Consider the following 22,693-nt stretch of genomic DNA (forward strand, 5'->3'; position numbering starts at 1 on the left):
GCCAGCGCGATGTCTCATTGGGAAAAATCATGCGCTGGCAATTCTCTGATCTCGCCCCAGCAGCGATCGCTTGGTCGAGCAAGGTGAAGGCGCGATATTCTGAGCAGAAGGAAACAAGCAGCCAAGTGTGGCTGTAGGGCTCAGGAATCTGCTTCGAGGGAGGGAGCGTGATGGGCGGGTTTAACATCCATCGAGATAAACAAGTCATGAAGCGCCCCTAATGCACGCTTCACATCAGCCGTCTGGATAATCCACGAGAGCCGAGACAAGCTAATGGCGAGGCTCAAAGGTTTAATCCCCGCCTCTTTGACGACCTTGTGGCCCTGACGCACCCACCGGGTTTGTCCACCGATGCCTTGACCGACCACACTGACAAGTCCGGCTCGCTCGACCGTGACATCGTCACCGAGGGCTCTCAATTTGGCCGAGATGTCCTCGAGGTCATGAACATTTTCGGTGTCGAGAAAGAGCTCACACCGTTGCTCGGGCGTCCATTCGCAGACCACGCAGTCGCGCTCACCGAGCAAGGCGATAACCTCATCGGCCGACTCACCGGCCTGAATATGTACTCCGCGTTCGATGTGGCTGACTGCGACGGCAGGTTGGCCCATCTCGGCACGCTCGACGCGCTCATGAAACCCGTCGGGGCGCACGACTGTGCCGCGCGTTGACGGCGAGTGCGTCTTTCGGGCATAGAGCGCGATCTTGGCTCGGCGAGCAAACTCGACGGCCTGTTCGTTGAGTACACGGGCTCCCGAGCGCGCCATTTCGAGCATTTCCTCGTGGCTGAGCTCGAGCAATTGCTTCGCCGACAACACCGCCCGGGGATCGGCGCTGAAGACGCCTTCGACGTCGCTATAGATTTCGCAGGCGTCTGCGCCTAGCGCTGCCGCGAGGGCGACGGCCGTCGTATCGCTTCCGCCACGACCCAACGTGGTCACTTCGCGCCGATAACTCGTGCCCTGGTAGCCGGCCACGATCACGATGCGCCCCAGCTCGAGCTCATCTTGAACGCGAAACGGTCGCACATCCATGATGCGCGCGTTCGAATGGTTGTGGGTGGTGATGATACCGCATTGCGATCCGGTCAGGCTGACCGCTTCGTAGCCTCGCTCCTGGATGGCGATCGACAGTAGCGCCATCGAAATGCGCTCGCCGACCGACAGGAGCATGTCGAGCTCGCGTCGCGAGGGGCTGCCGGCCAGTTCGCGAGCCATCTCGAGCAGCTCATCGGTCGAATCGCCCATGGCAGAGACGACCACGACGACGTCGTGGCCGGCCTCGCGCGTGGCGACGACCTTGTCGGCTACCGCACTGAGGCGCTCGAGATCACTGAGTGACGATCCACCGTATTTTTGAACCAGAATGCTCACTGAACCACTTTGAGAACGAGCGGGAACGCGCCAGCACACAACACCAAAAGCAATCCGCCGAGGACCAGTAGCATGACGGCCATCGGCGCCGCAAATACCACGCCTGCGGCCAATGCGCCGCCGGCGAGCGCGCTCATCACAAAGAAGCTACCACTCTTGAGTCCACCGGACAGCGGCAAGAAGGCGGCGATCAGGGTGAGCAATCCGACACCTGCCGGTGCGCCCATCGCGATCTGCTCGACGAGTTGTTCGCTGGGACCGGCGACATAGCCGTAGCCTCCAGCGCCCAACAAGAAGAGCGCGCCGAGCACACCGAAGATGACCTGGACTGTCCCGACGAGCTTCTGCGTCGGATCGTCTTGCTGCGCGACCGGCTGCTGTGGACCCGTCGTCTGTTGGGGATTGGCCGCCTGAGCCATCTGCTGGCCTGCGACAGGCTGCTGCTGGCCAAAGCCTTGCTGCATCTGCTGCTGCCCCGTGTGAGGCTGGAAATGCTGTTGTCGACCAGCTTGGGGCCCAGCTTGCTGCGGCTCGAAGTGCTGTTGTTGCTGTCGGGCCGGTTGCCCGGGCGGCACTTGTGTCCCCGACGCCGGTGTCTCTCCGAAGCTGTCGATGGACGGCTGGGAAGGTTCAGACGCGCCACCTTGCGCCATCGGATCGACCGGCTCGACGTCGTTGCTCAGGTCGAACTGCTGGCCGGCAGAGCCCTGCTGATCGATCGGAAAGATCGGCTCGTCGTCGGCTTCGCTGGACTCGACAAACGCTTGGATGCCGCTGTCTTGTACGTCATCCTCGACAAACTCTTGGATCGAACCGCCCGCGCCACCCGACATACTTTGAGCGGCTGCTTCACCAGAAACGACGCCGGTATCGCCCAATGCCAGTTCGAGTTCATCGTCGCTGAGGTCGCGCTTTGGCAGCTGTGATGGCTCGTCCTTGTCGGCCGAAGACGAAGGGATCGGAAAACTGGTCTTTCCGCCGCCAAAGCTAGGCTTTCGCTCCCGCTGCGGCTCTTCTAGCGGCTCGACCTGGAGCTCCTGCGGCTCGGGATCGAGTTGCTGTTGCCTCTTGCCCGGCGAAGGGATCGAGAACCGCGGGCTCGAGGGCTGCTGGGAGCGTTGCTGCTGTGACTGTGGTTGCGGCTGTGACGGCGCCGACGGAGCGCCCTTGTCAGTGTCACCGGCGGCCGGCTTGCTCTTCGAGCGCAGCTTGCTGAGCAGTTGTTTGCGTCGATCCGACTGAATGCGCTCCTCGAACTGGGCGAGTTCGTCGGGCCCGAGCGCCTGGGTAGCATCGTCGTCCTGTTCGAAGGGCGGCTCCGGCTCTTGCTCGGCGGCCTCAGCTTGCTGCCGCTTCATTTTGGCCTCTTCGGCCGCCGCGTGCATCGCCCTGACTTGCTCGAGTTGGCTTCGATCGACCTCGCGGGTCGAGTCTTCGTCGATCTCGTCACGGCTCATTCCCATGAGCGTGCCGTGAATGGGCCCGGAATCGTCGGTGGTGGTCTTCGAAAAACCGCCGGCCCCATGTTTGCTCTCGAAGATGGCGTCGGCCAACGCTGCGCCCGCGATTTGCGTGGCGCTGTCGTTGCCCTCGCTGCTCTCTTCGTCCAATCCCCAGGCGGATGCGAAGTCTTGCTCGCCGCCCTCGCTGTTGGGTGACGGCAGACCGAACGCGGTGGCGTGTGTGCCACGCCCGCTCGAGGAGTCCTCTTGCTGAGAGTCGCCGCCCAAGGCGGCCCCGAGATCGAGATCGGAGACCACCCGCGTCGAAGCGTCGGTCTCCGCCGCGGTCTCCTCGGTGACCATCGACGGTGCGGTGCTCTCAGACAGCCCTTCTTCTTTGCCTGCAGCCGGGATGCCGAACAGAGTGCTGCGGTTTCGCTCTTTGGTGGGTTCGTTCGAGCCAGACGCCCCCATATCGCGGTCGATCGACGGAAGCCCCATCATCGTGCGCTTGGGTGAACCCTCGGAGAGATTCTGGCCGCAGTTGTGACACACGCTTGCCGTGGGTTCGACCTGTGCGTTGCAAGATGGACACTTCATCTAGACATCTCCGTGGGTGGGCAACTCATGGACGACCACCGTCTCCAGCGCGCGAACCTAGTCGGTACGCCTTTAAAATTACTAGGAAAGCTAGGACTCTTCCCGACAGTGTGTCAACGACCGCGAAACATAAACCCAACTATTGGCACAACAACCGAAGTCCCTGTCAGTCGACCGCTGAGGCCGCACCGACCATGTTTTCAACCCGAGCGAGCTCCGAGCGCAATGACGTCGGAGCATCCTTGCCAAGTCGGGCGACTTTGGTTTCGTATAGTTCCAAGAGTCTGGCCATGCGCCCGGCGTCTTCGTACAGCTGAGCGAGGCTGTGAAACGCCACTTCGTGTTCGGGCAGCCGATCGAGGACACGCTCGTAATACTCCATCGCCAATCCTACTTCGCCCAAATCAGCGTGGTGACGCGCGGCGCGAACCGCCATCGGCTCGAAGATTTCGTCGGGCAACTGGCCCAGCTCGCCGCCGGCAAGCTGCTCCTCGAGAAACTCGACATAGCGCTGTTCGATCGCCGGCTGGCGACCAAGACGCTGTAATCCTTCGAACGCTTTCTCTTTGCCAGCCTGTGTTCCCTCTTCGAGATACGCAGCCACGAACCTATCGAAGGCGGGCGACAACCGCTTGAGTTTGAGTTCGTAGACCATCGCCAGCGTCAAGAAGACCTGCTGGCGCTCGACCGGATCGACAAAAAGCTCGATGCCCTCCTCGTACAAATCGGCCAGGTCTTCCCAGCGCTGCTCGGCCAAGTACTGCTCGCGAAGCCTGTTGAGCTCACCGATGCGAGAGTGCAGGTCGTCAGCCGAATCATCGGACACCTCGGCCTCATCAGCGCCGACGGAATCGACCGGCTCGTCCGGCGTCTGGCCGCGCTTTCGCGCAACCTCTTTGTCGTGGCTTCGTAGCCGGTCGAGCCGACTCTGCAGATCCTTGGTGCGCGTCGTGACCTCGGAGCTCTCACGGGTAAACGGGTTTCGCCCCGCGTTTTCATCCTCGGCGCCCGGCTCGGGCTCCTCGATCGGCTCGGGTTCGAAAGCTGGCTCAGACTCCTCGATCGGCTCGGGCTCGAAAGCCTCGGACTCCTCGATAAGCTCGGGTTCGAAAGCCTCGGACTCCTCGATCGGCTCGGGTTCGAAAGCCTCGGACTCCTCCTCGAGCACCATCTGCTGGGTCACCGCAGGATCGTCTGCCAATTCGACGGCCTCCGCCACGTCGACAGCTTCCTCGGGCGCGTCGTCGGCGTCAGAGTCGTCTGACACATCGACCGACTCATCGGTATCTTCCGGAACGGAGGCGTCGCTAAGATGCTCGACAAGCTCGATGAGTTGCACATAAAGCGCCCCGTCACCTCGAAGCGAAGTGAGGGCTTCGGCCCGCAGTTGACCAACCACCGAGGCGAGCGGCCCGAACGGATCGAGGCTCTGGGCGTAGTCGCGGATTTCGTCGACGAGCGCGTCGCAATGCACAGGCTCTTCGGCCACGAGCTTGCTGACCACGTCCCGATACTGACGGGCGCGCTCGGCGATATCTTGGAGCGTCAGCTCCGGAGCCACGGTCGTCCACGGATGACGTACGGGACGCACGGCTTCGAAATAACGGACCAGTAGATAGAGGTGCAGCGGGTGGAAGAGCTTTTCGCGCGTCTCGCTCACCTCGTGCGCACGCACCAGGTTCCGGCGAGTCAGCTGTGCGAGATCGGCCTCGGACAGCGTCAGCCCGGCTCGATTCGCCAGGGCGAGAAATTTGTCGGACGACAATAGTTGGTTTTGTTGGTCAGCCACGGCCATTCACTGATGCAATTCATGCTTCGACGAGATCGGCATGCTTGGTGATCTCCCGCAATAATACAGTGGCATAGGTGCCTGATGGAAGAAAAAAGCCAACCACCAGCACTTCTTGGCCATCGCGGGTCTCGATGCGCACGCTCGGCTCCCCCACGTCGACCAGCAGCGGACGGCGCGCGCCCGGGGCGAGCTTCTTGTGTCGCGCGAAGTCGCGGTCGTCGACCTCCGCACTGCTCAGCACTTCGTCTTCGAAGACCTTGCCGTCACGCTCGGGCGCGATCATACGCGGCCCTGGAAGCGGCCCGGTGGTCACAAGCTCGCCGCGGTCGAGGCGAGCCTGCGTCTCTTCGAACTCGTCGGTGGGCACCACAAAAACACCGCCAGTGTCCGTCTTCTTGACCACGTCGCCGTCGAAGAGTGTCCACAGCAACTCACGGTCGATGCGCGCGGCCAGCACGCGATTGAACAGCTCACTTTGAACGGCACTCACGGACAGGCGGCGCAGAAAGTGGTTGCGCTTGAGGCGACGTTTGGCGTCGGCGTCGCCTTTGAGGTAGCCGACTCCGAGTTCGAGGGTCGAGCCGCCGTTGCCAAAACGCTGCAGGCCGAAATAATTGGGCATTCCCTTGGCACCGAGCACCTCGAGCACTGCCTGCGCTCGTTCGAGCGCCTCGTCTGCGGGCACGTCGAAATTGCGCACGACGACCTGAAAGCGGTTCCCCTCCAAGTGTCCCGTTCGAAGCTTGTTGCGATGCAGACGGGCCTCGAGCACCTCGACGCCGTCGACCACCGGCCCCACGAGGTCGCTCGGCTCGTCCTGTTCGAGTTCGTGAAACGGCAGCGAAACCCACTGACGCGTGACTGCATGCTTGTCTTTGATACCGGCGGTGCCAATATCTCGTTTCTTGACGCCAAAGTGTGCGGCGAGCATCGAGACGAGCTTGCCCCCGGGCACGCCTCGTTTTTCGAGCCACACATAGGCGTGCTGCCCATCGCCGCCCGGCTCATATAGCGGAACCTCCTCGACTTCGAAGTCGTCGATCTCGCATTTGATTTCGCCGCCGATGCCAGGCAGTCCGGCCGTCAGATAAGGTCTGTCAGTGACTTTCATATTTGCTATGTTGGGTCGTGGTCTGTGAGTCGCAGCACGAGGATGCTTTAATAGAAGGAGTCGCGCTCCCGCAAGCTTGCACACCAAGACCCACGACCCAAGCCCCCACGACCCACGCCCGAGCCCATGACTCAAACGCCCCCAGCCGTAAGCGAAGCCATCGAGCGCCACCGCTCCGAGCGAGCCCGCCTCGCCCAAAAGGCCCTCGTCGGCGCCGACAGCCTGCAAATTGCCGCCGAACTGACCGAGCTGACCGACCGCTTCGTGCTCGAGGTGTGGCGAGAAGCTGCCGAGCCGCGCGTCCTCGAAAAGACGGCGGTGCTCGCGCTGGGCGGATATGGGCGGCGCGAGTTGGCATTCGGCAGTGACATCGACGTGATGTTCGAGCTGGGAGACTCCGCCCTGTTCGACAGCGAAGAACTGCACCATTCGGTCGAGCGCTTCCTGACGTGGTGCAGAGACGCTCGGCTCAAGCTCGGTCACGCGGTGCGCACGCCGGCACAGACCCGCGAGGAGTTCGAATCCGACCCGCGCACGCCGATCTCGGTACTCGACACGCGTGCGTTGGCCGGTCAACCCGAAGCGAGTTGGGAGACGGTGCGCGCCCCCGAAGCGGCCGACTTTCTGCGAGGTGACGACGACGGCGTGGGCTTTGTCGAGCTGCTCATGCGCGGCTACGAGGCGCGTTTGGAGCGCAACGGCAAAACGGTCTACCTTCTCGAACCCGACATCAAATCGGGTGAAGGGGGGCTCCGCGACCTCAACTGCATCCACTGGGCCGGCCGCGTACGCTGGCGCTTTGTGCCCGCCGAGCGTGCCTATCCCGACATCGGGTGGACCGCCGAGTTTCGACAAAAATACATCTCCGGCCTGCGCTGGCTGATGGGCCTTCGCCACCTGCTGCATATCAACCACGAACGCGAGCACGATCGACTGACGTTTCCCGACCAGGAGAAGATCGCGGCCATTTTGCTCGAGATGGGCGGCGACGAGACGAGCGACCCGAACTCGATGGCCGAAGAGTTGATGCGTCGCCACTACAAGGAGGCGCGCGATATCAGCATGCTCACCCAGCGCCTGCTTCGCCGCTGGCAGATCGTCGAGGGAGGCAAAGAGGTCGAGGTGGGCTCCATTTTCAGCCTGTCGAATGGTCAGCTCGCCCTGTCGGAGGATGCGCATCGAGAGAGGCTTGCCCCCGAGCATGTCATGGAGGCACTCGAGCAAGCCTCGGCGCACGACGCGCTGCTAGACCCGGTCCTCGAGATGGCGATCGCCGACAGCGTTGAGGCGTGGGGAGAAGCTGAGCGCGAAGACAAACAGCTCAATCGCAGGTTTCGCCAGTTGTTGACCGACGCGGACGCCTCGCCCAAGACCTCGGAGCGACTGCTCGAAAACGGAATTCTGACCAAGCTGCTGCCGGAGTTCGAGCCCATCGTGTGCCACGTGCAGCACGACGTCTACCACGTCTACACCACCGACGTGCACTCGCTGAAGTGTTTGGAGCGCGCGCGTTCTTTGGTGAGCGGCTCCCCCGATCCCGAGGCTCAGCGCTGGCGCTTGTTCACTGCGGTGGCCGACGAGGTCGAGCGAACCGAGATTCTTCTGCTGGCCGCACTCTTTCACGACATCGGCAAGAACCGCGGCGGCGACCACAGCCGACGCGGCGCCGAGATGATGAATGATATTGGACGTCGGCTCGACATGGAGACCTCCGACATCGACCAGCTCGCGTTCTTGGTGCGCGAGCACCTGACGGTGTCGGACACCGCGCGCCGCCGCGACCTTTCTGACCCGCGAGTGGTGCGCGAAATCGCCTCGCGTCTTCGCACCGTCGAGACGCTCAACGAGCTGACCGCGCTGACCTTCTGCGACATGTCGACCGTCGGCCCGAACGTGATGACCGACTGGAACGCCACGCTCATCGGCGAGCTGTATCGGCGCGCGCGCCAAGCGATCGAAGGTGGCCTGGAGAGTGTATGGCGAGGCCAACAGGCGCTCGTCGAGCAGAATCGTGACGCCCTGTGGAAGTTGTCGCAGGCCAAGATCGACGCGCAGCTCTCCTCGGGTGAACTGCGCAGCCAACTCGACGCGTTTATCCGCGACGTGCCCACCGACCACTTCGCCAAGACCGAGCCTTCTAGCCTGTTGCGCCAGTTCGACACGTACCGTCAGGCGCGCCAGGCCGAGCAGACCCGAGTGCGCTTTACGCCGATGCGCGAGCGCGGCGTCACCGAGCTCATCGTGTGCGCTCAAGACGTGCCCGGAACTCTGGCCAAGATCGCCGGGGTCATCTCGGCGTCGGGCCTCAACATCATGACGGCCGAAATCGTAACCACCGCCGGCGGACGCACCCTCGACATCTTCCAGGTCAGCCAGTCGCCGCCGCGTGCCTCGCTCGTCGCCCAACGCAGCACCCGCCCGCCCGACGACCCGCGCCGACTCGAGCGTCTCGAAGAAAAGCTGGTGGCAGTGTTGGACGGCGAGGTGTCGGTCGAGTCCCTGCTCAAGCAGCGCATCTCCGAGACTCGTCTGGCCCCTCGCCCCACCCCGTCGGTCAAAACGTCGGTCGAGGCGCGCCAAGATATCAGCGACGCGTTTACCGTCCTCGAAGTGCGCGCGCCCGACCGTCTGGGCTTGCTCTACGAGATCACGCGCACCCTCTGGGAGCACGACGTGAGCACCTATATCTCGAAAATCGACTCGCTCGGCACCCAGATCATCGACACCTTCTACGTTGAAGGCGTCGGAGGTGGTAAGCTGTCCGACGACAAGACCGGCGAAGTGCTCAATGCGTTGTACGAGACGCTGGAGAGTTCGCCGTACCTCGACGAGACTTGAACCACCACAGACTCGAGCCCCAAGGAAGGGATGGATCTCGATCAAGCTATCGACGCATTCGCGTTTCATTTGAAGGTAGAGCGCAACCTGTCCGAGAACACGATCGATGCGTACACCCGCGATCTGCGCCAGTTCGCCGAGCACTGCGCGGAGGATGACAAGATCACCGACGTGCGCCAGATCGACGCCATGCAGATCAGCGGTTTTATGGGCGCACTGCTCGACGAGGGCTTGAAGACACGCACCGTGGCGCGAAAGCTCTCGTCGGTGCGCGGGCTGTTCAAATTCCTGCGCATCGACGAGGTCATCGACAAGGATCCGTCGGCCAAGGTCGACATGCCCAAGTACGGCCGGCGCGTGCCCCGGGTGCTCTCGTTCGATGAGGTCGAGACGCTCCTGGCCACGCCCGACCGCACCGTGCCCGAGGGCCACCGCGACTGGGCCATGCTGCACGTGCTTTACGCCACGGGGCTTCGCGTGACCGAGCTGTGCGAGCTATTGCAGCGCGAGGTCGACCTTCGCGCCGGCTACGTGCGCGTGATCGGCAAGGGGAATAAGCAGCGCATCGTTCCCCTTGGTGAAGTGGCGCTCGATGCGGTAAGTGACTACCTGGAGCAGACGCGCGGACGACTCTTGGCGAATTGCGGCGGTCCCGGGTCGACGCCGTATCTTTTCGTGACCCGTCGAGGCAGCTCGATGACGCGTCAGGCGTTCTGGAAGAACATCAAAAAGTACGCGCGCCGCGCCGATATCGACAAGCCGATCAGCCCACACAAACTGCGCCATAGCTTCGCAACACACTTGCTAGAACGCGGCGCAGACCTCAGAATCGTGCAGACGCTCTTGGGCCACGCCAACATCGACACGACCCAGATTTACACGCACGTGGCCCAGGCGCGTCTCAAGAAGATGTACGACGAGCATCACCCCAGGGCGTAAGCCAATCAGAGTTCGAGCCAACCAGAGTTCGAGCCAACCAGAGTTCGAGCCAGAAAGAGAAGTAGGCAGTATGGCAACCCATCCGGCAGTCAAAGAGCCTCGAAAAAATGAGGTACCCGAGAACGTCCCGCGCGAACTCGCGGTGCGCTTGGACGCTTTCGAGGGGCCGATGGACCTGCTCCTCGAGCTCATCAAGAAGCACGAAGTCGACATCTTCGACATCCCCATTGCGATGCTCACCGAGGAGTACCTGCGCTACGTCGAGCATATGGAGGCGCTCGACCTGCACGTGGGCGGCGAGTGGCTCGAGATGGCAGCCAACCTCATCTACATCAAATCGAAGATGTTGCTGCCGGTCGAAGAGGACGACGACGAAGACGACGGCCCGGACCCGCGCGCCGAGCTGGTGCGCCGGCTCATCGAGCATCAAAAGTACCAGCTTATCGCCGCCAAGCTCGACGAGCGCCCCAAGCTCGACCACGACGTGTTCACCCACCGCCCGCAGGCACGCGAGTTCCGAAAAGAGGTCGGCCCGCCCAAGCTCAAAGAGGCGGGGCTCAACGACCTGGTCAGCGCCGTCAAGCGGCTGGTGGAGCAGAACAAAGACAACGCCGACTGGGTCGTCGAGCTCAGCCGCGAGACGCTGACCCTGCGAAGTGTGATGCTCGACGTGGCCACCCTGCTCCAAGACCAGCCGCGGGTGACCTTCGAGGAGCTATTCGCCCACCACGACTTTACCCGCTACCGCGTCGTCACCACCTTCTTGGCGCTTTTGGAGATGACCAAGCGCAAGATCGTCAAATTGATGCAATCGCGTATTGGTGAAGAGCAACTCTACATCGAGCGCTCGGTGATCAATATCCTCGAGGTCAGCCAGACACTCGATCTCCCCGAGGCGATCAGCTAAGCCTGCGAGACTCTGCCGATGTCCGACAAGAACGACACCACTAAGAACTCGACGCCGCCCACCCCGGAAGCCCATGGGCACCGTGAGGAGAAAGGTTCGGGCGAGCCCTCCCCCACGGCGGCCGACAAGCAGCAGCAACTTACGCTCGACGAGCAGCCCGACGAGCAACGACCGGAGGATGGCGACCCAGCCGAGCAACGTGGCCCGGCCGAGCAAGGCGACTTGCACGAGGTGCGCGCCATCATCGAGGCGATCCTGTTCGCCTCCGACGAACCGCTGACGCGAGAGACCATCGAGGCGAGTCTGCCCGACTACCCCGAGACCGTCATCAAGAGCGCCCTCGAGAACCTGCGTTTCGAGTATAGCGGGCAACACCGCGGCATCCACCTGGCCGAGGTCGCCGGAGGCTACCAGCTCCGGACGAACCCCGACTTCAAAGACCATATTCTGAAGATGTACGAGGCCCGGCCGCGAAAGCTGTCGCGCGCGGCCATGGAGACCCTGGCGATCATCGCCTACCAGCAGCCGCTGACGCGCGCCGACGTCGAGGAGATCCGCGGCGTCGACTCCTCGGGGGTCATCCGCACCCTCGAAGAACACGATCTGGTGCAGACCATCGGCCGGCTCGACGACCTGGGCCGCCCGCATATCTACGGCACCACCGAGCGCTTTCTGGAGTTCTTCAGCCTCGACAGCCTCGCCGACCTGCCTACCCTGGACGACACCGAGCTCGAGGCAATCGAGGAGATGTACGCCGAGGAACTCGCCGAAGCCGAGGCCGCCGACAAGGCCCAGCAGGCCGACGACGACGCGGAATAGCACGCTCTATCGGGCGGTTCGTCCGACACGAGGCTTGACACAACGTCATTCAGCCACGATGAATCATCGCCACGACGGCAATCCTGCCGTCGAGCGCCGAGAGGCGCCCTGACTCTCAGACGAGGAGAACCGAGATGGCCAACGAAATGCGCGTTCAAAAATTCTTATCCAAAGCCGGCGTGTGCAGCCGACGCAAGGGCGAAAAGCTCATGCAGGCAGGCCGTGTGCAGGTCAACGGCGACGTGTGCACCGAGCTAGGCTCGAAGGTCGTGCCGGGCAAGGACGAGGTGCGCGTCGACGGCGAAGTCGTCACGCTGCCTGACCAGTACATTTACGTGCTGCTCAACAAGCCAGAGAACTACATCACCACGCTCGACGACCCCAAAGATCGTCCGATCGTGACCGACCTACTGCCCGACAATATGCCGCGCATCTGGCCGGTAGGCCGCCTCGACTGGGATTCGTCGGGCGCGCTGCTTTTGACCAACGACGGCAAGCTGACCAACCTGCTGACCCACCCGAGCCACGACGTCACCAAGCAGTACGCCGTCAAGGTGCGCGGCCTGCTCAAAAACGACTCGCCGAAGCTGCAGAAGCTTCGCGACGGCATCCGCCTCGACGGCGTGATGACCAAACCGGCCCACATCGAGGTGGTCAAGGACAACGGCAACAACACCTGGCTCGAGTTCATCATCAGCGAGGGTAAGAACCGTCAGATCCGCCGGATGTGCGAGGCGATCGGGGCGCCGGTCATGAAGCTTCGCCGCTACGCCATCGGGCCGTTGACGCTCGACGGCGTCCCCTCGGGCGCCTATCGACCGCTGCTGCACGAAGAGGTCGAAAAGCTGTACGCCGAGGTCGAGGCCAATATGCCCGATCGCGCTCAGCCGAGTCGCAGCGCCGAGAAGCGCGAGCGCCAGCGCAGAAAGCGCCACGGCAAGTACGACGTGCGCACCCACGGACCGGGCAAAAAGCACCACTGAGCCCGCAAAATTGGGCCTTCCCAAAAACTTTCGGGAAGGCCCTTGACAGGGAAGCCCGCCCCCCTTAGTTTCCCCGTCCCGGTCGGAGAGAGCCTCGAGCCAATCCGACCTTGATGCGGGGTGGAGCAGCCAGGTAGCTCGTCGGGCTCATAACCCGAAGGCCGCAGGTTCGAATCCTGCCCCCGCTACTCCCGAGACCCTCTGATTTAACGGTCTCACCTTTGAAAACTCGTCATCTCGATGACGCATTCGGTCTGGTCGTTCAGACCTTGATGCGGGGTGGAGCAGCCAGGTAGCTCGTCGGGCTCATAACCCGAAGGCCGCAGGTTCGAATCCTGCCCCCGCTACTCCCGAGACCCTCTGATTGAGCGGTCTCATCTTTGAAAATTCGTCATACTCATGACGCATACGGTCTGGACTTTCAGACCTTGATGCGGGGTGGAGCAGCCAGGTAGCTCGTCGGGCTCATAACCCGAAGGCCGCAGGTTCGAATCCTGCCCCCGCTACTTCGAAGAACAAAGAATCCCTCTCGGACCACCCTTCCGAGAGGGATTTTTTTGTGCAAGGATGTGGTCTCCGTATCTCAAGCACTGTTTCTTCGGAGGGAGACCTCGATGTCGGACCATAATCCATACGCGCCGCCATCCTCGACCATCTCGGACGCCTCTCAACACTCCGCAGATCTCGACTTCGACATCATCGAAGACCAGATCCAGTCGACGAGCCCGCTGTGGCTTCCGACTGACTTGTGCGTCGGCTGTGGCGCCACCGGCACCGCCGGCAAGACCTACGACAAAAAGCTCTACTACGTGCCCTGGCCGGCTTACCTGACGATCTTTTTGAACATACTCATCATGCTCATCGTGATCTTGGTGGTGCGCAAAAAGCTCGAGGTCACCTACCACCTGTGTGAGCATTGCGTGGCGAAACGCAAAAAGCGCATGCTGATCGGTGTGGGTGTGTGCGTGGCGTTGCTCCTCGGCGCCGTCCTGAGCGTTTTCCTGAAGAGTGGTGCGCTCGCCCTCCTCTGCGGCTTTGGCCTGTTCATTGCGCTGTTGGCGCTCGCCGTCATCGGCAGTCCGCCGCTCAAGGCACGCGAACATCAGGGAGGCTTGTTCAAGGTCAAGGGGGCGTCACCCGAGTTCTACGACCAGGTCGCTCTTCGCCGCCCCAACGGCTCGCTCGGCCAGTACTGGTAGGTCACGGCTCACTTCTTCGGCTCGGCCACGCACACGTCGTCGGCGCTGCACTGCAGCCGGAAGCTGACCATGTCCAGAATATTCTCGTCGCACGCCTGCGAGACCGCGCGCTGCTTGCACTGGTCGAACTTGGCCTTGTCGATGCGCCCGTTGCTGCACTCGTCGGCCGGCCACAGATCGTTGTAGGTGCTCTCGAGCTCGGTGACGCAGTCGTCGTAGTCGGCAAACTCGGCGTCCTTGCCGAACGCGTCGCACTCGCGCATCTGCTGGCAGACCGACTGGGCGATATCGTCGCGGTAGTCGGCGCGGGTGGTCTCGCACGCTGAAAGGCTCACGACCAGCAGCGTCGCGCCGAGGGTGATCAGAAGAGAACGTTTCATGATGACTCCGTAAGTCGAAAAAGCGTCGCGCATGCCCCAATCTACTCCCGAATCTTCTTACCTGTAGACAGAAGCCACCACGCGATCGCCCCGAAGACGACGTTGAGAGTGATGACCACTGCGTATCCTTGCCAGAGGGGCACATCCGAAACCCCAGTCATCCCGTAGCGAATTCCGTTGACCATGTAGAGGATGGGGTTGAACCGCGAGACGAGGTCCCACGGCTCCGGAAGCATCTCGATGGAGTAAAAGACCCCGCCCAAAAAGGTGAGCGGGGTGATCAGGAAATTAGGCAACAGGTTAATGTGGTCGAAGTCCTCGGCCACAATGGCGATGTCGAGCCCGATAAAAGCGAACGACAGCGAGGTCAGCACCATGAACGACAGCGTGATGGCCAGGTGCAGCAAGCCATCGGGCCCGGTGATGGTGGTGATGATCTGGTCAGCCCCCATCGCCATAGCCACCGCCCAGATAATGGAGCCGATGAGTACCGCGCGCACGATCGAAGCGGCGGTGTAGCCGAACATCAACTGCGCGTGGGTGAGCGGGGTGACCAGAATGTCGACCAGGGTGCCGTGAATCTTGTTGATGAAAAACGAAAATGCCGAGTTGATAAAAGCGTTGTTGATCAGCGAGAGCATCACCAGGCCGGGCACCAGAAAATCAACGTACGGGATGCCGCGCACCTCTTGGAGTCGATCACCCAGCGAGTAGCCGAACACCAGAAAGTAGAGCATCGTGGTGACCACCGGGCTGACCACCGTCTGGCTGGCGATGCTCCAAAAGCGCTTGATCTCCTTTCGGAAGAGCATCCACGCGCCAAACCAGCCCTGTTTCTCGGCCTCTGCGGCGAGTTTCGGAATGCGCTCACGCGCGGCCTGCTCGGCTCGCGAAGGTGGAGCTCCGAGCGGGCGATTGTCCTGTGGCGGTGCGCTCACGCTCCCTCCTTGTCTGCACCCTTCGCATTGGCGCCGTTGGCCTTGTCGGCGTTGACCAGCTCGCGAAAGATCTGCTCGAGCGAGGTGCGACCGCCTTCGACGTAATCGATGGCCAAGCCGGCATCGAGCACCGCCCGAAGCAGCTCTTCGACCGGCGAAGCCCCCTCGCGGTGGACCTCGCGCTCCTCGACGATCATCGACAGGCAATTAGCGTCGCTCTGTTCGACGTCGAGCCCGTCGAGCGAAGCGACAAAGCCGCTGGGCACGTCGTCGGTCAGATAGACCTCGACTTTACGCGTGCCGAACTCGGCCATGAGTTCGTCGCGCGGAGCCACGCGCACCAGACGACCGTGGTTGATGATGCCGACGCGGTCGGCGAGCTCCTCGGCCTCTTCGATGTAGTGGGTGGTCAGTACAATCGTGGTGCCCCGGTCGCGCAGGTCACGCACGTAATCCCACAACTCTTCGCGCAGCTCGACGTCGACCCCGGCGGTCGGCTCGTCGAGGAACAAGAGCACCGGATCGTGCATCAGCGCCTTGCAGATCATCAGCCGGCGCTTCATGCCTCCCGACAGCCAGCGGGTGTTCTGGTCGACCTTGTCGGCCAGCGAGAACTGCTCGAGCAGCTCGTCGACGCGCTCCTTGTTGGGATAGTTGCCGAAATAGCCGCCTTGGAACTCGAGCACCTCGCGCACGTTGAAGAACGCGTCGTAGTTGAGCTCTTGGGGCACCAGGCCCACCAGCCGGCGGGTCACCCGGTAGTCGTCGCGCACGTCATAGCCGGCGACCGACACCGAACCCTCGAAGCGGGTGATCATGCCGGTGATGCACCCGATGAGCGTCGTCTTGCCCGCCCCGTTCGGGCCCAACAGCGCGAAAATCTCGCCGGGCACGATGTCGAGTGAGACGTCGTCGACGGCGACCAGATCCCCGTAGCGTTTCGTGACATGGCGGATGGACAACAGACTGTCTGCTTCAAAACGCCGGCTCACGACTCTTCCTCCGAGGCCGCCGCCAAGCCAATGCGCTTGCAGAACTCGCCCATCCGTTGCTGCTCGTCGTCCGACAGCACCCCGAACATCTCGACGATGAGCTCGACGTGATGCGGGAGCACCTCCTCGATGAGCGCAGTCCCCTCTTCGGTCAACGCCACCGAGACGAAGCGGCGATCGCTCTCGCGGCGCTTGCGACTCACCAGGCCCCGGTCCTCCAAGTTGTTGACGACCATGGTGATATTGCCGCCGCTCTTGAGCAGCTTCTCGCCGATCGCCTTCTGACACATCGGCCCCAGGTGGTAGAGCACCTCGAGCGTGCCGAACTGGCTCATGGTCAGGTTGTAGTCGGCGAGTCCATGCGCCAGCTTCGAGGTCACCGACTCCGACGCCCGCATGAATTTGATGAACGAATCGAGCGCGATGCGCTCTTTCTTACTGCCTTCATAATGAGTTGGCATGCGGTTGCGTCGTCTGCAGGGTTACGTTGGGCCAGTGATGCGTTGCCGACCAAACTAGCTTGCACGTCGCTGGCGTCAAGCGGGTCAGCTGCTCGCCGCCCGAGGCGTTCTCTAAGGGCCGACTCACCTGGCAGGTGCATTTGGGCCCAAACCCGACTCACTTCTCGGTCGAGCTTGCCAAGAGCCGCGCCGACGCGGACAATGTCGACGTTATGTTACGACTCGTACGCGAAATCCTGCCTCGCCTCGCCCAAAGCCGCGCCAGCCGCGCGGGCATCGCCCGGCCGCCGGCGCCAATCAACCTGACCTACTCGGTGACCAACAAGTGCAATTCGCGCTGCCGGTCGTGTGATATCTGGAAGATCTATCCGGCCGAGCGTGAACGTCTGGCCGACGAGCTGAGCCTCGACGAGGTCGAGCGCGTCTTTCGCACCGTTGGCCCGGTCTACTTCTTCAACATCTCGGGCGGCGAACCGTTTTTGCGAAAGGATCTGGTCGAGATCATCCTGCTTGCCTGCGAGCACCTCGACCCGAACGTGGTCCACATCCCCACCAACGCCCTGATGCCCCGCCGGGTGGTGCGCACCACCGAAGAGCTCTTGCGGCGCATGCGCGACGCCGGGTTCGGCCATATCAAGGTCACCCTCAAGCCGAGCATGGACGGCGTAGGCAACGACCACGACTGGGTGCGGGGGGTCAAGGGCAACTGGGAGAAGCTCATCGAGACGGTCTCCAAGTTGCAAGAGCTGCAGCAGGAGTGGCCGGTGCTGGGCGTGGGCGTCGGGACGGTGATCTCGACGATGAATATCCACAAGTTGCCCGAGACCATTCGGGCCGCCGAGTCGCTCGACGTCGACACCTACATCTCGGAGGTCGCCGAAGAGCGCCTCGAGATGCGCAACACCTCCACGGGTATCACCCCCGACCACAAGCGCTACCGCAAGGCGATCGCCCCGTTCCAGCGCTCGACGCGCAAGCGCATGCAGGGCCTGGGCGGCCTCGAGCTTCTGACCCAGGCGATGCGCCACGTCTACTACGACCTGACCGCCGATTGGCTCGAGCGCCGCGAACAGGTCATCCCCTGCTATGCCGGCATCACCAACGTGCACATCAACCCGTACGGGGAGGTCTGGCCGTGCGCAGTGCTCGCCGATAGCAACTCGATGGGCAACCTCAAGGACCACGACTACGACTTCTGGTCAGTCTGGCACTCCCCGCAAGCCAAAGAGGTGCGCGCGAGCATCAAGCGCGGCGAGTGCGACTGCCCGCTGGCTAACCAGGCGTACGCGAATATGCTGTTGTCGCCCGAAAAGATGCTGCAAACCTTCGGGCTGATGGTGCGCGCCAAGGTGTCCGCGCTGCTCGGCATCGGTGACGACGAGGCCGACATGGAGCGCGCCGAGCCCGCCGAGGTGACTCGCAACGAGCCGCACCCTTTCGACCGCGACCACCCCGACCTGGTGCGCATGGCCCGCGGCGAGGTCATCAACCTCTTCGGCATGCCCCTGCCCGGCCCCGAGCAGCCCGAGCGCCCCGTGGGCGAGTTGTGCGCGCCCACCGGTCCGCGCGCAGGGCAACCTGCCGAGCAGCCCGCCGAATCCCCCGCCGAATAAGTTATCCGTGGAGGAGTCTTGGACGTCGCCATTTTAGGCCCGAGCCATCCCTGGCGCGGGGGCATCGCCCACCACACCGCAAGTCTGTACCGTGCGCTGCAACGCGAGGGACACCGCCCGCAGGTGTTCAACTTCGCCCAGCTCTACCCGGAGCTCTTCTTTCCCGGAAAGACCCAGCGCGACGAGAGTGAGAGCGCGTTCGCTGTGCCGGCGCCCCAGATCTACCGTCCCCTCGACCCACTGAGTTGGGCACGCGTGGGCAAGCAGCTCGTCGAGACACGCCCCGACCGACTCGTCCTGCAGTGGTGGCACCCGTTTTTCGCCCCCGGCTACACCGCGGTGAGCGCGGCGGCGAAGCTCGCCGGCGCCGAAGTCGTGATGCTGTGCCACAATGTCGAGCCCCACGAGCAGACGCCGCTCGACCGCGCGCTCCTCCAAATCGCGTACGCCCTGCCTGACCGCTTCGTCGTCCAGTCCGAAGCCGAGCGCGACAAGCTCGCCGCTCGAATTGGGGAGCGGCGGCCGATCACGGTCGCGGCGCATCCACGCTACGAGGCGTTCTCGGAGCTCGACGCCGACCAGACGCCCGCGGAAGCCAAGCGCAGTTACGGCGTGAGCGCCGAGCACCTGATCCTATTTTTCGGACTCGTGCGTCCCTACAAAGGGCTCGACCTGCTCATCGACGCGGCCGCCAAACTCGACCCCGCGCTCGACTGGGAGGTGCTCATCGCCGGGGAGATCTACGGCTCGGAAGACGACTATCGCCGACAGATCGCCGCGCGTGGACTCGAAGAGCGCGTCCATCTGCAGAATCGGTATGTGGCCAACGAGGAGGTCCCGCGGTTGTTTCGGGCCGCCGACGTGTGCGTGCTCCCTTATCGGCACGCGACCGGCAGCGGCGTGGCCAACGTCGCGCTCGCCTGTGGGACCCCGGTGGTCATGAGCCGATTGCCCACGCTCGAGCAGGCCTTCAGTGACGCGCCCGTCGAGTGGTTCGAGCCGGGGGACGTCGAGGACCTTCGCCGAGCGATCGAGCAGGCGCTCGAACAGGACCCGTCAAATGAGAGCACGGAGTCGGGCAGCGGCTGGAAAGAGTTGGTCGACGCCCTGCTCTTTTCTCCGTAAGATGGCGCCGATCGCCGTAAGATGGCGTCTGACCACCCAAAGTCGAATTTCTGCGAACAAATCATCCCATGCAAAAGGACCACGCCTCGATGTCGCGAATCTTGGTAACCGGAGCGACTGGATTTGTGGGCGGCCACGTCGCCGCCACACTGCATGACGACGGCGTGCCGCTGCGTCTGTTGGTGCGCCCGTCGAGCGATCGGAGCAGGCTGCCCCGGACCATCCGGCGCGCGCTCGACGCCAGGTCGGACGCAGTCGAGCTATTCGAGGGCGACTTGACGAAGGCTGATAGCCTGGAAGATGTCTGCGAGGGCGTCGACGCGCTGATTCACTGCGCGTGCGCCGTCAAAGGCACTTTCGACGAATCGCAGGAATCGAGCCATATTTTCATGGAGGTCAACGTCGAGGGCACGCGCAACCTCGCCGAGCGCGCGGCCGACGCGGGCATCCGCATGGTCCACCTGTCGTCGACCGCCGCCATGGGTCCGGTCACCGACACTCGGGTCGACGAGACGACCGAATGCGTTCCGCAGGCGCCCTACCAGATCTCGAAGCGCCAGGCCGAGTTGGCCCTGCTCGAGCTGCACGAGCAACGCGACCTCGACGTGGTCATCCTACGCCCCTGCTTGATCTTGGGTCCCGGCAAAGACGGCGGTGAGCCCCTCAAGCTGTTCAATCTGGCGCGATTCGGGCTGTTTCCGAAGATCGGCGGCAAGATGACACAGACCAAGCCCCTGGTGGACGTGCGCGATGTGGTCGCCGCGTGTGCCGCGGCGCTCGAGCGGGGGCGCACCGGCGAAGTTTATCTGATTCACTCCGACGGCGGGCACACCCTCGAAGAAATTCTGGAAGTGACGCGGCGGTTGGTCGGGTCGCGCCGAAGCGGCATCCCGATTCCCACACTGCCGGTACGAGTCGCCTCGCACGGCTTCGAGGCGATGGCGGCAGCCATTCCGACCTTCAACCCGCCCATCACGCCGGGAAGGCTCGACTTGCTGCTCGCCGACCGCAACATCTCGGTCGCCAAAGCGCGCCGCGAGCTCGGGTTCGACCCCAAAGAACAAGATCTGTACGAGATGCTCGGACGCACTTACGTGGGGTATGTGCGCGACGGCCAGCTCAATCCTTGAGTCGACAAAGGGCCGCCAAAGTAGACACCGTCCCGCCCCTGTTCTAGTATCGAAGCGACCTCAAGCCGTACGTGTCCTCGATGAACGATAGCTCTACAGCCACCGACAGACTGGTGTCGGTCGTGGTCCCCTGTCTCAACGAAGTGGACAACGTGCCGATCATGGCCGCCAAGCTCGATGAAGTTTTGGTGGGGCTGTGCGGCTCGCGCGAGCATTTCGAGATCATCTTTGTCGACGACGGCTCGACCGACGGCACCAGCCAGGTGCTCGACGAGTTGGAGGACAACCACCCGGCGGTCGCGGTCGTGTCGTTCCGCCGAAACTTCGGCAAGGCCGCCGCGCTGCACGCCGGATTCGAACGCGCCCAAGGCGACCTGGTGGTCACGATCGACGGCGATCTGCAAGACGATCCGAAAGAAATCCCCAGCCTGCTGGCCAAGCTCGATGAGGGCTACGACGTCGTCAGCGGCTGGAAGCGTGACCGCAAAGATCCGTGGACGAAGAAACTTCCCTCGAAGGTCTTCAACCTTACTCTGCGCTCGTTCTCGGGCATCCCGTTGCACGACTACAACTGCGGGCTCAAAGCCTACCGACGTGAGGCGGTCGACGAGCTCAACCTCTACGGCGAATTGCACCGCTATATCCCGGTGCTCCTTCACTACGAGGGCTTTCGCGTCGCCGAGGTGCCCGTCAAGCACCACCCCCGGCGGTTCGGCCAGTCAAAATACGGGCTCGAGCGGTTCACCCGCGGTTTTCTAGACATGCTCACGGTCATCCTGCTGACCCGCTACGCCACACGGCCGCTGCACGCCTTTGGAGGCGTGGGGCTGATCGTGTCGGCCGCCGGCACGGGAGTCTTGATCTATTTAACGGTGCTCAAGCTCGCATACGGCATTGCACTGGGCGACCGACCATTGCTGTTGCTGGGCATCTTGATGGTGCTCGTGGGCATCCAACTCGTGAGCACTGGCCTTCTGGGCGAGATGCTCGCCCGCTCTCAGCATGCGCGCCGCGGCGCCTATCAAGTCGTCGAGCGCCGCCAAAGCCCCTCGGAGCGCGCCCTTCAAACTCTGCGCCTCGAGACGCCCGTCGCGCTCGACGAACCGAGCGATGTCGACCGAGTCGACGACGAGAAGCTCGACCCGGCCGTCACGTCGGCCTCCTCCTAACCCCAAATCTGCCGATGACTCGAGACACCACTGCCCCTGCACGCGAGCGTGAGCCCTACGGGATCACCTACGACCGCCTGCGCCTCGACTTGGTCTTCCAAGACCTTCTGTCGCGCTATCCTATCCAGAGCGTGCTCGAATACCCCGCCGAAGGTGCCAAGGCGATGCCCTCGATCTACAGTCTGGCGCTGGGCGCGCTCGGGTGTGACGTCACCCTGGTCAATCCGTCCGAGCAAGGACTCGACGTGTGGCGCGACCTCGGCCTCGAGGATCGCTTCTCGGTCGTCGAGGTCGACGACCTGACCGCGTCGGACCTCGACGCCGACCGGTACGACCTTGTCTGGAACTTTGTCAGTGTGGGGTTTCGCACAGACTTCGACCGGATTCTGGCAGAGATGAGCCGCGTGTCGCGCCGCTACGTAATGACGGTGCACTGCAACGCGTACAACCTGGGCTATCCTTGGCACCACTTTTTGCACTGGGCGCTGGGACTCGAGTGGACGCACGGCGAGACTGACTATTTCTGGCCGCACAAGGTACGGGGGGCCTACCGCGACGCCGGCGCCGAGCCGATCGACTTCGGACTCTTCGACATGCCAGGCTGGCCCGACCCGCCCGGGTTTCGCGACGTGCGCCTGCACCTAAACGGCGGCGACGACGTCGAAGTTTTCGAGTGGAGTGCGCCGATTGCCAAATATTATGGCAAGGGCAAATTGCCGCCGCTGATGAACATGCTCAGCTCCGTCGAGAGCAGCCGCGTGCCCCGGCCCATCCGCTATCTTTTCAGCCACCTCTTCTACGTGCTCGCGCGAGTATGAGACGACGGAGGGGCGCAATGTTCGCCGCCCCGAGCCCCCCGGTAAATTGACACGGTGGGGGGCG

Annotated in this window: 19 protein-coding genes and 3 tRNA genes; 14 read left to right on the plus strand and 8 right to left on the minus strand. The window is 62.9% G+C overall.

Going from position 1 to position 22,693, the window contains the following annotated elements:
- Positions 1 to 140: 140 nt before the first annotated feature.
- The 4 genes from FIV42_RS03900 to truD all read right to left on the minus strand — a co-directional run bounded on the left by FIV42_RS03900 (position 141) and on the right by truD (position 6,318).
- Positions 141 to 1,373 (minus strand): aspartate kinase, encoded by a 1,233-nt coding sequence (locus FIV42_RS03900; protein WP_141196412.1) that lies wholly within the window; start codon positions 1,371 to 1,373, stop codon positions 141 to 143.
- Positions 1,370 to 3,415: a zinc ribbon domain-containing protein gene (locus FIV42_RS03905; RefSeq protein ID WP_168210387.1), complete on the minus strand. Its 2,046-nt coding sequence runs from the start codon at positions 3,413 to 3,415 to the stop codon at positions 1,370 to 1,372. The genes FIV42_RS03900 and FIV42_RS03905 overlap by 4 nt, the downstream gene beginning before the upstream one ends.
- Positions 3,416 to 3,581: 166 nt before the next feature.
- Entirely contained in the window at positions 3,582 to 5,204 is a 1,623-nt protein-coding gene (locus tag FIV42_RS03910; protein ID WP_141196414.1) for a tetratricopeptide repeat protein, read from the minus strand.
- Between the two features lie 19 nt (positions 5,205 to 5,223).
- On the minus strand, positions 5,224 to 6,318 hold the full coding sequence (truD, locus tag FIV42_RS03915; RefSeq protein ID WP_141196415.1) for a tRNA pseudouridine(13) synthase TruD: 1,095 nt from the start codon (positions 6,316 to 6,318) through the stop codon (positions 5,224 to 5,226).
- A 126-nt stretch (positions 6,319 to 6,444) separates the two neighbouring features.
- Here truD and glnD point away from each other — a divergent pair, with 126 nt between their 5' ends.
- The 9 genes from glnD (at position 6,445) to FIV42_RS03960 (ending at position 14,003) form a co-directional block, all read left to right on the plus strand.
- On the plus strand, positions 6,445 to 9,156 hold the full coding sequence (glnD, locus tag FIV42_RS03920; protein WP_141196416.1) for a [protein-PII] uridylyltransferase: 2,712 nt from the start codon (positions 6,445 to 6,447) through the stop codon (positions 9,154 to 9,156).
- Positions 9,157 to 9,186: 30 nt separating this feature from the next.
- On the plus strand, positions 9,187 to 10,095 hold the full coding sequence (gene xerD, locus FIV42_RS03925) for a site-specific tyrosine recombinase XerD (protein WP_141196417.1): 909 nt from the start codon (positions 9,187 to 9,189) through the stop codon (positions 10,093 to 10,095).
- A gap of 70 nt (positions 10,096 to 10,165) precedes the next feature.
- Positions 10,166 to 11,002, plus strand: a complete 837-nt coding sequence (locus tag FIV42_RS03930) for a segregation and condensation protein A (RefSeq protein WP_141196418.1) — start codon at positions 10,166 to 10,168, stop codon at positions 11,000 to 11,002.
- A gap of 18 nt (positions 11,003 to 11,020) precedes the next feature.
- Complete coding sequence (gene scpB, locus FIV42_RS03935; protein ID WP_141196419.1) at positions 11,021 to 11,821, plus strand: SMC-Scp complex subunit ScpB; 801 nt, start codon at positions 11,021 to 11,023, stop codon at positions 11,819 to 11,821.
- Between the two features lie 134 nt (positions 11,822 to 11,955).
- Positions 11,956 to 12,804 carry a pseudouridine synthase gene (locus tag FIV42_RS03940; RefSeq protein WP_141196420.1) on the plus strand — a complete coding sequence of 283 codons (849 nt, stop codon included), beginning with the start codon at positions 11,956 to 11,958 and terminating at the stop codon, positions 12,802 to 12,804.
- A gap of 114 nt (positions 12,805 to 12,918) precedes the next feature.
- A tRNA-Met gene (locus tag FIV42_RS03945) sits at positions 12,919 to 12,992 on the plus strand.
- An 85-nt stretch (positions 12,993 to 13,077) separates the two neighbouring features.
- Positions 13,078 to 13,151 (plus strand) — tRNA-Met (locus FIV42_RS03950).
- An 85-nt stretch (positions 13,152 to 13,236) separates the two neighbouring features.
- Positions 13,237 to 13,310: transfer RNA gene (locus FIV42_RS03955), tRNA-Met, on the plus strand.
- Positions 13,311 to 13,418: 108 nt separating this feature from the next.
- Entirely contained in the window at positions 13,419 to 14,003 is a 585-nt protein-coding gene (locus FIV42_RS03960) for a hypothetical protein (protein ID WP_141196421.1), read from the plus strand.
- An 8-nt stretch (positions 14,004 to 14,011) separates the two neighbouring features.
- Here FIV42_RS03960 and FIV42_RS03965 read toward each other — a convergent pair whose 3' ends face one another.
- Genes FIV42_RS03965 through FIV42_RS03980 form a run of 4 tightly spaced genes read right to left on the minus strand, consistent with a single transcriptional unit; the run spans position 14,012 to position 16,774 of the window.
- Complete coding sequence (locus FIV42_RS03965) at positions 14,012 to 14,383, minus strand: DUF6184 family natural product biosynthesis lipoprotein (RefSeq protein ID WP_141196422.1); 372 nt, start codon at positions 14,381 to 14,383, stop codon at positions 14,012 to 14,014.
- Between the two features lie 41 nt (positions 14,384 to 14,424).
- Positions 14,425 to 15,321 (minus strand): ABC transporter permease, encoded by an 897-nt coding sequence (locus FIV42_RS03970; protein ID WP_222615370.1) that lies wholly within the window; start codon positions 15,319 to 15,321, stop codon positions 14,425 to 14,427.
- A complete protein-coding gene (locus tag FIV42_RS03975; RefSeq protein WP_141196423.1) occupies positions 15,318 to 16,313 on the minus strand; it encodes an ABC transporter ATP-binding protein in 996 nt (331 codons plus the stop codon). The genes FIV42_RS03970 and FIV42_RS03975 overlap by 4 nt, the downstream gene beginning before the upstream one ends.
- A complete protein-coding gene (locus tag FIV42_RS03980) occupies positions 16,310 to 16,774 on the minus strand; it encodes a MarR family winged helix-turn-helix transcriptional regulator (RefSeq protein ID WP_141196424.1) in 465 nt (154 codons plus the stop codon). The genes FIV42_RS03975 and FIV42_RS03980 overlap by 4 nt, the downstream gene beginning before the upstream one ends.
- A gap of 212 nt (positions 16,775 to 16,986) precedes the next feature.
- Here FIV42_RS03980 and FIV42_RS03985 point away from each other — a divergent pair, with 212 nt between their 5' ends.
- The 5 genes from FIV42_RS03985 (at position 16,987) to FIV42_RS29975 (ending at position 22,629) form a co-directional block, all read left to right on the plus strand.
- On the plus strand, positions 16,987 to 18,387 hold the full coding sequence (locus FIV42_RS03985) for a radical SAM protein (RefSeq protein WP_141196425.1): 1,401 nt from the start codon (positions 16,987 to 16,989) through the stop codon (positions 18,385 to 18,387).
- Positions 18,388 to 18,405: 18 nt separating this feature from the next.
- Complete coding sequence (locus tag FIV42_RS03990; protein ID WP_141196426.1) at positions 18,406 to 19,512, plus strand: glycosyltransferase; 1,107 nt, start codon at positions 18,406 to 18,408, stop codon at positions 19,510 to 19,512.
- Between the two features lie 89 nt (positions 19,513 to 19,601).
- A complete protein-coding gene (locus FIV42_RS03995) occupies positions 19,602 to 20,642 on the plus strand; it encodes an NAD-dependent epimerase/dehydratase family protein (protein WP_168210388.1) in 1,041 nt (346 codons plus the stop codon).
- Positions 20,643 to 20,722: 80 nt separating this feature from the next.
- Positions 20,723 to 21,811 (plus strand): glycosyltransferase family 2 protein, encoded by a 1,089-nt coding sequence (locus tag FIV42_RS04000; RefSeq protein ID WP_141196428.1) that lies wholly within the window; start codon positions 20,723 to 20,725, stop codon positions 21,809 to 21,811.
- A 14-nt stretch (positions 21,812 to 21,825) separates the two neighbouring features.
- Complete coding sequence (locus FIV42_RS29975; RefSeq protein ID WP_168210389.1) at positions 21,826 to 22,629, plus strand: class I SAM-dependent methyltransferase; 804 nt, start codon at positions 21,826 to 21,828, stop codon at positions 22,627 to 22,629.
- The last annotated feature ends 64 nt before the right edge of the window (positions 22,630 to 22,693 follow it).

This window comes from Persicimonas caeni, from assembly GCF_006517175.1.
In the GTDB taxonomy this organism is placed as follows: domain Bacteria; phylum Myxococcota_A; class Bradymonadia; order Bradymonadales; family Bradymonadaceae; genus Persicimonas; species Persicimonas caeni.

Coding starts and splice junctions, on each gene's coding strand:
- FIV42_RS03905 (WP_168210387.1), bottom strand. CDS start 3,415: ATGAAGTGTCCATCTTGCAACGCACAGGTCGAACCCACGGCAAGCGTG.
- truD (WP_141196415.1), bottom strand. CDS start 6,318: ATGAAAGTCACTGACAGACCTTATCTGACGGCCGGACTGCCTGGCATC.
- glnD (WP_141196416.1), top strand. CDS start 6,445: ATGACTCAAACGCCCCCAGCCGTAAGCGAAGCCATCGAGCGCCACCGC.
- xerD (WP_141196417.1), top strand. CDS start 9,187: ATGGATCTCGATCAAGCTATCGACGCATTCGCGTTTCATTTGAAGGTA.
- FIV42_RS03930 (WP_141196418.1), top strand. CDS start 10,166: ATGGCAACCCATCCGGCAGTCAAAGAGCCTCGAAAAAATGAGGTACCC.
- scpB (WP_141196419.1), top strand. CDS start 11,021: ATGTCCGACAAGAACGACACCACTAAGAACTCGACGCCGCCCACCCCG.
- FIV42_RS03940 (WP_141196420.1), top strand. CDS start 11,956: ATGGCCAACGAAATGCGCGTTCAAAAATTCTTATCCAAAGCCGGCGTG.
- FIV42_RS03960 (WP_141196421.1), top strand. CDS start 13,419: ATGTCGGACCATAATCCATACGCGCCGCCATCCTCGACCATCTCGGAC.
- FIV42_RS03965 (WP_141196422.1), bottom strand. CDS start 14,383: ATGAAACGTTCTCTTCTGATCACCCTCGGCGCGACGCTGCTGGTCGTG.
- FIV42_RS03980 (WP_141196424.1), bottom strand. CDS start 16,774: ATGCCAACTCATTATGAAGGCAGTAAGAAAGAGCGCATCGCGCTCGAT.
- FIV42_RS03985 (WP_141196425.1), top strand. CDS start 16,987: ATGTTACGACTCGTACGCGAAATCCTGCCTCGCCTCGCCCAAAGCCGC.
- FIV42_RS03995 (WP_168210388.1), top strand. CDS start 19,602: ATGTCGCGAATCTTGGTAACCGGAGCGACTGGATTTGTGGGCGGCCAC.
- FIV42_RS04000 (WP_141196428.1), top strand. CDS start 20,723: ATGAACGATAGCTCTACAGCCACCGACAGACTGGTGTCGGTCGTGGTC.
- FIV42_RS29975 (WP_168210389.1), top strand. CDS start 21,826: ATGACTCGAGACACCACTGCCCCTGCACGCGAGCGTGAGCCCTACGGG.